This window comes from Pelobacter seleniigenes DSM 18267 (assembly GCF_000711225.1).
GTDB lineage: Bacteria > Desulfobacterota > Desulfuromonadia > Desulfuromonadales > Geopsychrobacteraceae > Seleniibacterium > Seleniibacterium seleniigenes.
The window spans coordinates 2,780,717-2,794,852 of the sequence record NZ_JOMG01000002.1 but is presented as its reverse complement, the minus strand read 5'-3'; the positions used below and the strand labels follow the sequence as shown (position 1 = coordinate 2,794,852).

At 49.4% G+C, this 14,136-nt stretch carries 12 protein-coding genes; 8 read left to right on the top strand and 4 right to left on the bottom strand.

Features of this window, described 5'->3' with window-relative positions:
* Positions 1–45 precede the first annotated feature (45 nt).
* Together N909_RS0115660 and clsB are read left to right on the top strand one after the other, a co-directional pair.
* Positions 46–1,938 carry a PAS domain-containing hybrid sensor histidine kinase/response regulator gene (locus N909_RS0115660; protein ID WP_029916795.1) on the top strand — a complete coding sequence of 631 codons (1,893 nt, stop codon included), beginning with the start codon at positions 46–48 and terminating at the stop codon, positions 1,936–1,938.
* Entirely contained in the window at positions 1,939–3,180 is a 1,242-nt protein-coding gene (gene clsB, locus N909_RS0115655) for a cardiolipin synthase ClsB (RefSeq protein WP_051689818.1), read from the top strand.
* 212 nt (positions 3,181–3,392) lie between these two features.
* On the opposite strand, the gene N909_RS24780 is transcribed toward clsB, so the two are convergent.
* The 4 genes from N909_RS24780 to N909_RS0115635 all read right to left on the bottom strand — a co-directional run bounded on the left by N909_RS24780 (position 3,393) and on the right by N909_RS0115635 (position 10,287).
* Positions 3,393–6,659, bottom strand: coding sequence for a PAS domain S-box protein (locus N909_RS24780; protein WP_051689817.1), 3,267 nt, complete (start codon positions 6,657–6,659; stop codon positions 3,393–3,395).
* 500 nt (positions 6,660–7,159) lie between these two features.
* Positions 7,160–8,602 (bottom strand): sensor domain-containing diguanylate cyclase, encoded by a 1,443-nt coding sequence (locus N909_RS24775; protein ID WP_155005956.1) that lies wholly within the window; start codon positions 8,600–8,602, stop codon positions 7,160–7,162.
* Between the two features lie 48 nt (positions 8,603–8,650).
* Positions 8,651–9,040 carry a hypothetical protein gene (locus N909_RS0115640; protein WP_029916788.1) on the bottom strand — a complete coding sequence of 130 codons (390 nt, stop codon included), beginning with the start codon at positions 9,038–9,040 and terminating at the stop codon, positions 8,651–8,653.
* Positions 9,041–9,114: 74 nt separating this feature from the next.
* The gene (locus N909_RS0115635; RefSeq protein ID WP_029916786.1) at positions 9,115–10,287 is read right to left on the bottom strand and encodes a class I SAM-dependent methyltransferase; all 1,173 of its coding nucleotides are present in this window, start codon (positions 10,285–10,287) and stop codon (positions 9,115–9,117) included.
* 1,025 nt (positions 10,288–11,312) lie between these two features.
* Between N909_RS0115635 and N909_RS0115625 the strand changes: the two genes are divergently transcribed.
* The 6 genes from N909_RS0115625 (at position 11,313) to N909_RS0115600 (ending at position 14,125) form a co-directional block, all read left to right on the top strand.
* Positions 11,313–12,068 carry a BON domain-containing protein gene (locus tag N909_RS0115625; protein WP_029916781.1) on the top strand — a complete coding sequence of 252 codons (756 nt, stop codon included), beginning with the start codon at positions 11,313–11,315 and terminating at the stop codon, positions 12,066–12,068.
* A gap of 332 nt (positions 12,069–12,400) precedes the next feature.
* Entirely contained in the window at positions 12,401–12,622 is a 222-nt protein-coding gene (locus N909_RS0115620; protein WP_029916779.1) for a hypothetical protein, read from the top strand.
* Between the two features lie 67 nt (positions 12,623–12,689).
* Positions 12,690–12,836 carry a lmo0937 family membrane protein gene (locus N909_RS25760; RefSeq protein ID WP_155005955.1) on the top strand — a complete coding sequence of 49 codons (147 nt, stop codon included), beginning with the start codon at positions 12,690–12,692 and terminating at the stop codon, positions 12,834–12,836.
* Positions 12,837–13,354: 518 nt separating this feature from the next.
* Positions 13,355–13,510 carry a DUF3309 family protein gene (locus tag N909_RS25340; protein WP_036683240.1) on the top strand — a complete coding sequence of 52 codons (156 nt, stop codon included), beginning with the start codon at positions 13,355–13,357 and terminating at the stop codon, positions 13,508–13,510.
* Positions 13,511–13,558: 48 nt separating this feature from the next.
* Positions 13,559–13,750 (top strand): Thivi_2564 family membrane protein, encoded by a 192-nt coding sequence (locus N909_RS0115605; RefSeq protein ID WP_029916772.1) that lies wholly within the window; start codon positions 13,559–13,561, stop codon positions 13,748–13,750.
* 36 nt (positions 13,751–13,786) lie between these two features.
* Entirely contained in the window at positions 13,787–14,125 is a 339-nt protein-coding gene (locus N909_RS0115600; protein ID WP_051689816.1) for a putative quinol monooxygenase, read from the top strand.
* Positions 14,126–14,136 lie beyond the last annotated feature (11 nt).

The window sequence follows — 14,136 nt, the reverse complement described above, 5'->3', positions numbered from 1 at the left end:
AATAATGACGTGTTCGATACCATCAATCAAAGGGGGGTAAAAAGCATGGGGAAAAACCTGAGGCAAGCTCTGGAATTTGCCGAGAACATCATCAACACCGTGCGTGAACCCTTGATCGTTTTGGACCAAGATTTAAGAGTCGTCCTGGCGAGTCATTCCTTCTATAACGTATTTCAGGTCAAGCCGGAGGTGACCGTCGGACAGCTGATCTATGATTTGGGAAATAACCAGTGGAATATCCCCAGCCTGCGGGAACTGCTAGAAAATATTCTACCTCAGAAAACCAGTTTTGTCGGTTATGAAGTGGAGCACGATTTCACTACCATCGGTAAGCGAACCATGCTGTTGAATGCCCGGCAGGTTGAACAAATGATGGGCAAAAAGCGGATCATCCTGCTGGCGATTGAAGACATCACCGAGCGCAGCCATTTGGAAGACCAGTTAGAAGAGTCCGAACTTCGCTACCGGAGACTGTTTGAGACCGCTAACGACGGGATCGTACTGCTTGAAAAGAATGAAGGACAGGTCGCTCATGCAAATCCGGCCATTGAGAAAATGTTAGGGTATTCCGAAACAGAGTGTCTTGGGAAAAAACTCCAAGACATCGGTGTCTCTATCGATACACGTGATTTCTCTGCAACAATGCAGGATTTAACCCGGGAAGGCATCCTTAATTACCAAAATGTTCTTTTGAAAACCAAGACAGGGGAGGAGGTCTGCACGGACATATATATGGTCGACCGGGCCCAGTTGGCCCAATGCAATATTCGCGATGTGAGTGAACGGAAAAAGCTGGAAGCCCAAGTCCGTCATACCCAGAAGATGGAGGCCATCGGCACGCTGACTGGAGGGATTGCCCATGATTTCAATAATATTCTCAGTGTCATCATGGGGTATGGCAGCATGGTCTTGAATACCTTGCCGACCGACAGTCCAGCAAGGGGAAACATGTCCGAGGTCCTTGCTGCTGCCAATCGGGCCGCCGATCTTACTAAAAGGCTGCTGCTCTTCAGTCGCAAAGAGTCCGCTAACATGACGCCCGTTAATCTCAACACCCTTATTCTGAACCTGCAAAAAATGCTGTCCCGGGTTATCAGAGAGAGCATTAATTTTCATCTGGATCTTACGGAACAGCCTTTGATGGTTCTGGCTGATACCGGGCAAATCGAGCAGGTGCTGACCAACCTTGTTGCCAATGCCAGGGACGTCATGCTCGAAGGCGGGCAGCTGCTGATCACCTCCGGGATTGAGGAAATAGACGAAGACTATGTTGCCGCCAATGGTTATGGCCAACCGGGGAGGTATGCCCTGATCACGGTTGCAGATACCGGGCAGGGCATGGATGCGGAAACGCAGCAGAAAATATTCGAGCCTTTTTTTACCACCAAAGAGAGTGGAGAAGGAACCGGGCTTGGTCTCGCTATCTGCTACGGGATAATCAAACAGCATAACGGCTTTATCAAGGTCTATAGTGAGTTAGGCGAAGGCACGATTTTTAAAATATTACTTCCGCTATGTGTTGCAGCGGTCTTGGCCAAAAAAACGGAGGAAACCGTGGCGGTCATTGGCGGGAATGAGACGATCCTGATCGCCGAGGACAACACCGCACTGAGGGATTTATCACGGGCCGTGCTGGAGACCTTCGGTTACACAGTTATCACTGCGGAAGATGGCGAAGATGCAATAGCTCAATTCATGGTGAACCAGGAGCGGATCAGCCTCGTTCTGCTCGACGTCATCATGCCGAAGAAAAGCGGAAAAGAGGTCAGTGAGGCTATCAGCAAGGTTTGCCCCAAAATAAAAATACTCTTTGCGAGCGGCTATACCATGGAGATCATCGGCAGCAAAGAATTGGAGGCGGACGGCATTGACTTCATCCAGAAACCGTACCCGCCCCAAAAACTTTTGTTGAAGGTGAGGGAGATCCTGGACAAATGAATGAGAAAAATAAAGCGCAGAGATCGGCGACAAAGTCTCTATCCGGAAACCTTGTCGAATTTTACTTCAGGCAATACAGTCACTCTATTAAAGGATGGAGATGCCTACTTTTCCGCCATCGAAGCAGAGTTCAGCAAAGCAAAACATGATATTTACCTTGAGTCGTATATCTATGCGAATGATACCACCGGCCGGCGAATTGCGCAGGCATTAAGCCAGGCGGCCCTGCGTGGAGTAAAGGTTCATCTGCTGATCGACGGCTATGGCTCCAAGGGGTTATCCGCCCCGCTGCTCGACCAGCTCCGTTCGGACGGAGTGAAAACCCTTATTTATCGGCCTGACATTTCCCCATGGACGTTCCGTCGTAAACGCCTGCGCCGTATGCACCGGAAGATCGCGGTCGTTGATCGAAAAATTGCTTTTGTCGGGGGAATCAATATTATCGACGACAGGGAAACTACGGGAGCCTTGCTGCCACGATACGACTATGCGGTGGCTGTGAAAGGGCCATTGGTTAAGATGATCCGCCATTCTGTTAAACACCTTTGGTCGTTGGTGGCGTGGAGTTCATTTCGCAAAGGAACGGTCCGCGGCAGGAGAAGTTCCGGTACAACTTTTACCCAGGGAAAAATGAGGGCGGCCTTTCTGGTACGGGATAATTTTCTCCATCGACGTGACATTGAAGCGGCCTACCTGCGCGCCATAAATCAGGCGAAAACCGAAATCATTCTGGCCAATGCTTATTTTTTCCCGGGGCACAATTTCCGGCACGCACTGATCAAAGCCGCTGGCCGCGGGGTCAGAGTCGTTCTGTTGCTGCAGGGTCGTTATGATCATCGGCTCCAACACTATGCGACACAGGCACTTTATGGCCATTTCCTCACGGCGGGGATTGAAATTTATGAATTTCACAAGAGCTTCCTGCATGCCAAGGTGGCAGTGATCGACGGGCACTGGGCAACAGTGGGGTCCTCGAATATCGACCCGTTTAGTTTGTTGCTTGCAAGGGAAGCAAATGTTGTCGTTGAAGGACAAGAATTCGGTGCGGCCTTGGCACAGAGTCTCAGGTTGGCCATGGAAAGCGATGCAGTAAGGATCTTTATGGAAGGATGGAAACATCAGCCCGCCAGGTTACGAATCACGTCCTGGCTCAGTTATGGCTTACTGCGCCTGATGATAGGAATCTGCGGCTATAACCGTGAAAAATCCGGCCTGAAAAAAGACGAAGGCCTGGTATGGTAAACGGATCGAAGATCTTGAAACATCTGGTTAAAATTGAAATCCAGGCGGCTTCACTCAAATGGGGAGCGGAGCTAGCACAGGTGTACAATTTTTCGAAGCGCTTAACAACGAACCTCTGAGTTCAACAACCCCGCAACAAGGGCAAAGTGAATGGGCACGACCACCTTGAACAGCGTTGGTGTACTGAGAGACAGGAGCCCGACTCGGAACCACTACACTTCAGAAGAGCTCTGTTCTGGACCAATATCTCTATTGCCGACACCAGTTGAACTCAGAACCTGGCTTAACTTAGCCAGGTTGTAGGGTTTTGTCACCGCACCGATAAAACCATAGGAACCATAGTCGGACATGATAAGATCGTTCGAGTAGCCACTGGACACAATCAGCCTTGCTTTCGGGTCGAAGGCGAGAATTTGTTCCGCGGCCTCCTTTCCACCCATTCCCCCTGGGATGGTTAGGTCCATAATAACCGCCGAAAAGGGTTTTCCAGAGGTGACTTCCGCTTTATATTTTGCGACTGCCAGCGCACCATTCTCACACGCTGTCACGTGAAATCCCAGGTGCCGCAACATATCCGTTAATATATCCAGAATCATTGTCTCATCGTCCATGACGAGAATCGAACCACTGAAATTGGCGGCGGCCATCTGCGGCTCAGTTTCAGCCTGGTCTTTTGAATAAATTTCATCCGTTGCCGGCAGATAGATCTGAAAGATCGTTCCTTGCCCCATGGTGGATGTTGCACTGATATGGCCACCATGCCGTCTTATTATTGAGCTGGCTGATGCTAGCCCCAAACCATTTCCACCTGACTTGGTCGTAAAATAGGGATCAAATATTTTGGTCAGATCATTTTCCTGAATACCGCAACCCTGGTCTGCAAATAACAGTAGAACGTACTCTCCCCGTGGCAGTAACATCTGGTTTTGGGAGCCCAGAAAGACATTCTCCGCCTTGACGGTCAAGGATCCTCCTGCAGGCATTGCCTGCACGGCGTTGATTAAAAGGTTGTTGAATACCTGATTCAATTGCCCCTCATCCGCCTCTATTGCGTGAAGGGCCTCGGGGATATCAAGAATCCCTTTGATATTTGTTCCGCGAAGGGTCAACAGCAGAGCTTCCTCTAGAATATGTTCAACGGACACCCGTTGCTTAATCGGCTTTCCCCCCATCGCAAAAGTCAGCAACTGGGTTGCAAGCGAGGTCGCCCGCAGAGATGCTTGCTCGGCATTTCCAAGGAGTCGGTCCGTTTTTTCGGGATTTCCAAGGGACCTGCGAGCCAAGGAAATGTTGCCGATGATAGCAGTGAGAATATTATTGAAATCGTGCGCAATACCGCCCGCGAGAACGCCGAGGGATTCCAGCTTTTGATTTTTCAGGAGTTCGTCCTGAATCAGCCGTTTTTCGGTTATGTCTTCTCCGGAAAACAACACGCCACTGATGCCGTCCTCATCGTGTAGGAATGTGCGGTGAAACGCGATAAGCCGTTCTTCCCCTTTTCGGTTGATGATCGAACTTTCATAGAGCTTGACCAGAGTATGTTCTCCTGCGAGTTGCGCAGCAAAAACCTCTCCGGCCTTTTTGCGGGCTGAGGCGGGGAGACATACATCAAACCAGTTCTGGCCCAACAGTTCATTGTCTCCATAACCGAGAATTTCGGAACCCTTTTTGTTGATCAGGATGATCTCTCCAGCTCTGTTCAGAGCACAAAACATCACTCCAGCGATATCAAGATAGCGCTGTGCGGTCTCCTTTTCCCGGATAATCGCCTCAAGAGCCAAATGGTGCTTGGTTATGTCGCGAGCGACGCCAATGACTCCTGCCACCTGCTTGTTCGCATCATAAAAGGGCGTTTTGAGTACCTCAACCAAGGTTTTTCGCCCATCAGCCAAAGATATCCAGGGTTTTAGAATTGACGGCTGCCCGGTCTCCATGACCTGACGATCGGATTCTATGAATTTCTCTACCGCCTCTGAATGAGGATTAAAGTCCTTTTCAGAGTGGCCAATGATTTTATCTTTGGAGGTTCCGATATAGCGGGAGGCATAAGCTTCGTTACAGCCAAGGAAAACGCTATCTTGATCTTTATAGAAAATAAAGTCGGAGATGGAATCCAGGATGGTCTGCAAAAACCGCTGATCTTCCTCACGTTTTAGTCCTAACAGTTGATAAGCGGAAACGTCTTCAATAAGCCCGAGAACATAATCGACAGAGCCGTCGGGGTGGCGGACACAGCCAATGGACAGGTTGGTGTGGACAATCTCACCATCTTTACGAAGGATTCGCTTTTCTATGGAGTAGTTGTCTATTTCTCCGGACAAAAGCGAATTGAACTTTTCAGTCGCCAGGGGGATATCTTCAGGATACGTAATATCTACCCAGGATTTGGATTTTAACTCTTCACGGGTATACCCCAGCATCTGACACAACTTATTGTTCACCTGAAGCCAGCCATGTTCAGGCGACATGATTGCCATACCGACAATCTGGTGTTCAAAGAAGAGCCGCATCCGTTCTTCACTCTTCCGCAATTCATCTTCAGTCTGCTTGCGTTCCGTGATATCGGTGATAACTCCGGCAAGAACGCGCAGGCTTCCATCTGAATTTTCCAGTCTCCGGCAAGACAGGTGCCCCCAAAAATCGGTACCATCCTGCCGGACATAATGCTGATCGAGCGATATAGACGGAATCTTTCCCTCGATCAATTGGCGCATTCGGTTATCACCGATAATTTGTTCAGATTCATGCAGATGATCTTGATACGGAGTACCAACAAATTCCAGAACCGACATCCCGAACATTTCAGCTATCCGGTTGTTACCGAATTCAATGATTTCTCGCGGGGAGACCTGAATAATACCTGCCCCCGAAGTATCGACAAGAACGCTCAACTGCTCTTTGCTGGCTCGCAATGCTTCCGCAGCCCGCTTGTGGTTGGTTATCTCCTTCTCCAGTTTTTCATTTGTCTGCAGAAGTTCATGATTTGCCGCAGAAAGTTGAATCGTTCTCTCAGTGACCTGCTCTTCCAGAATTTTATTGCGCTCGACCAACCCTTGGAGTGGATAGACTTCTCCCTCACGAACCAGATGATAGGGGATGGAAATGCTACTATGGGAAATTTTCCAGCCGCGCGCTTCCTTCCGAAATATCAACACAAGGCGAGCCGTTTCTCGCGACAGGATGTGGTCTTCAATCGGCAAATGAATCTTGAAAAAACCGGTCGTGACAGCAATCGTCTCAGCCAGCCACTGGACTGAAAGATCTTTGAGCTCAATGCGGAGCGGTTCCTTAACCTGGGCAAAATCCTGGCGGGTAATCGCAACCCATTGCGCCCGGTCTTTGACGAGGAAATCGCCACCCCCGGTAAAACCGGAAAAATCTTCACTAAAATAATCAGTCAGGCGATCGTCTCGGGAGGCATACAGTTGGAGGTACTCATCAAACAGGTGCCGGATTTCTTGGTCGTCACTCGCCCACATTGGACTCAACCTCATTGTTTGAATTATTAAACGCTTCAAAAAGTGCTTAATCAGTACAACTAGCCAAGTGTTTAGCAGTTTTTCGTTGTGGTAAGAAAATCAAGAGCTTGTGCGGAGGCGTGCATCGTTACGCCGCAAAAGTCAGTCCGCAGATTGATGCGCCTACAACGAAAAGGAGCCGTTTCCGGGTGAAGACTGGCTAAACCGGTTAGTCAGTTGGCATTGCTTGCTTATTGTGACCTCAAATCATTCGGAAGCACATGAACCATGATCTGGTTATCCATGGGTTATGGTGATTTCAAGTGTATTGGGAGGTAGCTGGATGGCTAAACTTACACTGAAGGCTCTCAGGCAACCAGTAAAAAATACTCCCGCTCCGCGGCCCAAGCGGACGGTCCAGACCGGGATCGACGATATCGCGATCAAGAGGCGGTAGGTACGGGAGCAAAGCGGCTCCGGGATTCCAAGTCATCGTTATCAGCTCTCAAGATTGACTGGACCTAGGAAGGGGGTCTGGTTGGCTTCGATCCTCGTTGTTCCAATTTCATCCGGTACATCTGCTGATCTCCAAGCTTTAAAGCGTCTATCAGCTGCGCTCCATTTTCGGCGGTCGCAATGCCGAAGGCAATGCCAACCTGGCCATTTTTGACCTTATCGCAAGTTAGAATCCTGCCAACAACTTCTTCCGCAATCTCTTTGTCTGCGCCCGGTAAAAGAATGGCAAACTCATCCCCCCCGATTCGTGCCACGATGTCTTCAGCCCGGAAAGCGTTGTGAATTATCTGCCCCACTAACTGGATGAGTTTGTCTCCTGCCGCGTGGCCCAGAGAATCATTGACCGTCTTCACACCGTTGATATCAGCCATCACCACACTGATCGGAAACACTCTTCCCTGCGCCAGCCGTTCAATTTCTCCGTCGAAAAATGCCCGGTTATAGAGACCTGTCAAACTGTCATGGGTGCTTTGGTGAAAGAGGGAATTTTCGATATTTTTGCGGTTGGTGAAATCGTGGTCAACGCCGATGACACCAATAACCAGGCCAGCGACATTAAAGATGGGCGATTGAGTCTTCTCCAAGTATGTGGTTTGTCCTTGTGGATCAACCCGTGATTCTTCGTAATAACTGCCGCTGCCGGTTGCCAGGACGGTCTGGAAGACCTTTTGATTCCTTTCCGCCTGACGATGCGGATAAACATCAAAATCAGTCTTCCCGAGCAGCTCCTCGGGGCTTACGGCAAGAGCTTGGCAAAAAGAATTATTCACGATGACATACCTGCCCTCCAGATCCTTCAACCACACGCTATCGAGAATATTATTAAGGATCGCCTGCTGCTGGAAACTCACTTCTTTCAAACGCTCTGCAGCGAGCTTGGCGGTCGTGTTATCCACGATTGCGGTCAGTACATTTGGGGTTTCGCAATCCCTTGCGGACAACCTGACACTCTGGAATTGGCCATGAATCTGACGACCGTTTTTACCTTTGAGGTTGATATCACATTTCTGTGTATCCTCAATCTGCAAAACGCTTTCAAGATGTTGAGAAAACGCCTCCTTTCCGGCTGCATCGGCAATAAATTCTGCCAATGGTTTATTCACCACTCTTGGCCGTTCTTTACCCAGCAGTTGGGCTCCGGCCAGATTGACCTCACGGATCAGTCCCTGGTCATCCAGGGTGAAATAACCGATGGGCGCAAAATCATAGAGTTCTGTATAGGTATCTATCGCTCGCTCAAGTTCTTCCTGGACTCCGCGCAATTCCTCATTCTGCATTTCCAGTTCAACCTGGTGGACCTCAAGTTCCTGGACGAGTCTGCACATTTCATCCGCGCCCCGGGATTGCTTTAAATCAGCTGTTTTGGCACGAGTCCGCTCTTCAGCCCGAAGCCGCAACTCGGTCATTTCGCGAATTAAATGGGATTTCGTTTTTTTCTTGTCGTTCATGGCGAACCCGAAGCCCTTTTTCAAACTCGTTGGCAAAGAAGAAAAAATTCAATCCTTCGTGACTTCAATCGGCTGTTTATGCCCTTCTGCCTGGTCTGGTTTGTCATCTAACTGAAAATATCCAATCGCTCGATTCCCCGTACCTTTTGGTTGAGTGTAGCGAACCAGCAATACCAAAATGGAATAACTTCTTTCCTCCTCGTTACGCTGATCTCTTCCGGTAAAAACAATTTTGTCAGAGTCAACCCGATCGAGCGCAAGTGTCACCTGAAAATTATAGAATGGCTTATCCTGATCGCCTTTTTTAAGGACCAGAGTTCCACCAAGAATCCCCTCTGTTGCGTCATTCAAAACGTCGTTGATAATGAGTTTTCCATGATAGTGCTGAGTTTTAATGGTCCATGACCCTTGCCAAAGTTCGAGATTTTCCAACGTCATCCTTTCCTCCCAAGGCTTGTTATTGTGTTTTTAGCCCATCCCCCCTGCGGGGAAACCAGGTCCCGATATGGATCTTAAGCATGGCTGTTTTCAGGGAACTCCAATACGACCCGGTAAGCATCCATTCCGCCGCTGAGAAAGGCCTGGGCCGACCCCCAGAGATACAGTCGAAAACGCCGATAAAGCATCTCTCCCCAACGCCTGACAATTTCGTCACGGGCGGTTTCCAGGTTTTCAGCCCAGGATTTGCAGGTGAGGTAATAGTTATGCCGATCGTTATAGACCTCCAGGACATCCAGTGGGCTTTTCGCCACTTCGGCCAGAAAAGCGTGCAAGCAGAAATAGGCATGGTCGCCCGGAAAGATGTAGCGGGACACGAAGGAAGGCTTGGAATACTTTTCGCGAAAGGCGCTGGCATCAAGGTAGACACGGCCGCCGGGTTTCAGGAACTTTTGAAGACGACGTAACACGGCCGCATAGTCGGGCAGGTGCTCCATCACCCCGAGAATGACAATGCCGTCATAAGGGGCTGCTGGAGAGTGTTCCCAAAAGTCCTGATTCAATACCCGGCAGGGAAGCTCCCGGCGTGCAATCAGGTCAGTTATAAAGATTTCGGATTGTTGGGAAATGGTCAGGGAGGTCACCTGAACACCCCGGCGGCCGGCATGTTCGGTAAAACTGCCCCAACCACCACCAACATCGAGGACGCGATCCCCTGGTTTCAGCCGACAGGCATTGAGGGCAAAATCAAGTTTACGGCGTTGGGCGGTCTCTAACGCTTCTTCGTCATGTGAAAAAATTGCTTGTGAATAACAGCGGGTCGGGTCCATGAACTTGAGGTAAAATTCGTTGCTGAAGTCATAATGACCCGCTATTGCTTTTCGGTCAGCCCGCACTCGGCCACCGAACAATGGGGTCAGCCACTGCCACAGGGCGTGCAGAGGATGATGGTCGCTCAAAAGCCCACGTAAGCTGGCAAACCCGAGCATGTCGCCGGCAACATCCAGACTGCCGGTCATGTATGCTTCACAAATCTTCAGTTCGTCCAATCTCACCAGAGCAGCGAGCCCCTTCGGGTCTTCAACCATGATCTTGATCGCCGGGTCACCTTTGCCCAGTCGATAGACATGATCGCCCCATAACTGGATCTCAATCGGCAGTTCCAGCCTGTCGGCCACCCTCTTCTGGATGCGTCGAAAGTTCCGATCAAAAAGTTTTACCAATGAAGTCTCAGCGAACTGTCCCATCGATCATCCTTTTCGGAAATCAGAAAAAATCACGCATTAAGCACAATAATTCTTTATCTGTAACAAAGTTAATTCGCAACTTGCATGCCAGAGCCGTTCATCCGCAGTCCTTTTCACAACTAGCTGATTACACAAAGGAATTGAAAAGAAAAAAGAATTAATAGAGCGAGAATAACCGTCATATCTAACATATCCGCTGAATATGGCGGGCGCTTAAAGATTTTAGCTGCCTCGCTGTTGAAGCGTGCGGGGTGACAAGATTCGGACATCCCTCCGGTCGCAGCATGACTAACCTTTCTGATGGGCCTGTTTGTTTTCAGCTTTTTTGAGTATTTCTTTCACCGCTGGATGGTTCACGGATCGATTCGGATCATGGTGGACGGACACCATACCCATCATGAGAACCCAATCGGCTACGACAGCGTACCCTTCCTTCTGCCGGCTCTGATACTGCTGGGGCTGTTCGGAATCTTTATATTGGTGCGACCAGTCGGCTACGCGTTTCTGTTGACCGGTGCCATTGCCTTCGGCCGTCACATATGGGCTGAGCCACGTCCTCATCCATCACTTTCACCCTGATTGCAACTTCGGTGTGACCACACCACTGTGGGACATCTTGCTGAGTACGCGCTATCTGCAACCTGAGTTCAAAAAGAAAATTTAAATGTCCTTCGTGCATCCCCCCTAGTTTTGGATTATTCAGAGATCAAGCCGAGCGGCCATATCTGACGGTAATGTTAAATGTGGTGGTTATCACTGACGGGTTTTTCTTGATCTGCTCGGGGCATCTTTAGTTTTCCCCTGTCTTGCCAGCCCCTTACACAAGTCGATTTGCAGATTCGTCTTCGGCACGCTCCTTGCGCTTTAGCTTTATAGTCAAGCTTGCGAGGGCATTTACAGTTTCATCATCAAGAAAGAACAGTACGAAATTGTATATCAATAGATAAATCAGGGCTCCAAGGCATAAGTGCTTGTGGAGTCGAGTCGAGTAAAAACCCATCAATAAACAAAGGAATAAATAAGTTATGCAATCAAAATGGTTAAGCTTATTTCCAATTATGGCGGTGCTTGTTCTGCTGACAATCAGTGGTCCGGTGCTGGCGGCAAACATGGACAGCAAAATCGAATCATCGGCCGAAGAATCCCATGTGTTTACCAACAACCTCAAGGACGATGATATCAAGGTTCGGTCCAACGCCGGGGTCGTCACCCTCACGGGGAACGTCTCCCAGGAATCTCACAAAACATTGGCCGGGGAAACCGTGGCGAACCTGCCCAAGGTCAAGAGTGTCGACAACCAGCTTGAAGTCAAAGGGGAACAACCCGAAGCAATGTCTGATGCGTGGCTATTGACCAAAGTAAAAACCACTCTCTTGTACCATCGTAGCGTGAGCGTCGGGACTGAAGTCGCTGTCAAGAACGGTATCGTCACCTTGAATGGGGTTGCCGATAACCAGGCACAGAAGGAATTGACTACGGAATATGCCAAGGATATCGACGGGGTCAAGGACGTCAACAATGAAATGACAGTCTCCATGTCTGGAGAAGAGTCACAACCGATCGGCGCCAAATTTGACGACGCCTCTACCACAGCTCTGGTCAAGATAACATTGCTCAGCCATCGTTCGACCAGTGCTCTCAAGACTGCGGTCACGACCACAGACGGGGTCGTGGTTCTTACCGGCAAAGCCAGCAATACTGCGGAAAAGAACCTGGCGACCAAGCTCGCCGGTGATGTTAGCGGCGTCCAGTCGGTACAGAATGACATGACTGTCATGTAAACCCGCGTCCTGATCTGCATAGTCAGCGTGCTTACGACAACGACAATAGTAGTGAGCACGCTGACGTTAGAGATGAGTTCATTTGAATTAATTCTGGGGGCGAGATCTATAGAAGACTGTTGAAAAACAGTCTGCCGCGCCCATGGATGGGCGATCAAAATCAATGGCGATTTTCTAACTCATTGATTTTATGAGGTGGGGAAAATCGCATTTTTCTCCACAAAGCTTGAAAAAGTCCCGGGATGGACTTTTTCAAAAAACTGATAGAGGCGGCAGCCCAATGGTGGACTGCGGTTTCGATGAACAAACTGCCAGCGCTCAGGAGTCACACAATGAAACCCTATACGTTAATCGGCATCATTCTGATCATTGTCGCAATAGCGGCTTTTACCTACCAGGGAATCAGCTTCACGAGCAGAGAGAAGGTCGTCGATCTGGGGCCATTGCACATGACCGCTGAGAAAACCAGAACGCTCCCCCTCACCCCGCTGGTTGGCGGAGTTGCACTGGTCGGCGGGATTGTCCTGCTGGTCATGGGGCTTAAAAAGACCTGACAAAAAAAGCAGCCGGGAATCGCCCGAGTTGATCGAAGTTGAACCCATCTAAAGAGGAGAAACCTATATGCTTTGGACAGTTGCTGTCGCTCTCACGGCCCTATGGTTATTGGGGCTGGTAAGTAGTACGACACTGGGAGGTTTTATTCACGTACTGCTGATCATTGCAATCATTGTCCTGGTGCTGGGTTTCATCCAGGGCCGCCGGGTTTGATCTGCGGCTAGTCCACAACCACACAGTGGAATAGTCTGGCATGGGAAAATCATGGGTCTTTTGAACAGATGAGCAGCAAGACCCTGTGCAAGGGATCGGTCAACGATCTGAACCGTTATATTTAGCGGTTATGTCAAATATGACAGTTGGAAATGAAGGATCTGTCTACATCTCATTCTTCCCCATTCTTCTTTTCCCATGAAAAAACATCCACATAGATCTTTCGTACCAACAGTTCATTTACGGCACGTGAATTGCGAATAAACCAGGTTAGGAACACTCAGTGAGTTTTCATCCGGAACCTCCTGGATGAAAACCAGTTAGTTGCCATCCGGAAACTCCGAAGGGCAACGGCTAAGTTTTTAGATTGAAAACGAGCAATTTTTCGTTGTGGCAAGGAAATCAAGGGGTTGCGCTTAAGGCGTAGTACTTTACGCCACACAAGAAAACCCGCGGATTGACACCGCCACAGCGGAAAAGGGCCGTTTCCGGATGAAAACCAGTTAAGGAGTACCGCCATGTTGGGAACAATACTGATCGTCGTCATCCTCTTGCTGCTGTTGGGCGCACTGCCGACCTGGCCGCACAGCCGTCAATGGGGTTTCTATCCAAGTGGCGGACTTGGTGTGATCCTCTTGATTTTCCTGATCCTGATGCTGTTTGGCAGGATTTAGGTCACAGCATCCATCGCGTTCTATCGAAGATGGGAGGTGCATGCGTTTATGCCGTTGATTCAAGTTATCCTGGTTCTGATCATCGTCGGTTTTCTGCTCTGGCTCGTCAACCGCTTCATTCCTATGGCGGGATCGATAAAGACCATTTTAAATGCCGTGGTGGTCATTGCCGTGGTTTTGTGGCTGCTGAACATTTTTGGCATTTTCGGCCAACTTCCCGCCATCAATCTGGGGAGATGAAGGTTATAAGACCCATAATGTCCAAGGGGGATGCTGATGATCGACGTCACCATCAGGATGAAGGTGCCAGCAGATAAACGCAATGAAGTTTTACAGGCCATCAGTGACCTGCTTGCACCGATCCGCAACGAGCAGGACTGCTTAAGCTGCCATTGCTACCTGGATGTTGAGGCAGAAGATGTTGTTATCTTCGAGCAGGAGTGGAAAACCAATGAAGCTCTGGCGACTCATCTCAGATCCGCCCATTTCAAAGTTCTGCTCGGGGCGATGAAACTGCTCTTGATTGAGCCGGAAATCAAATTCAATACCATTGTTGCCATGGAGGAAGGGAAAACGTTGGCAGCGTTTAAAACAGGGGGATTGGCTGGACTGTAAAACCGAATCGG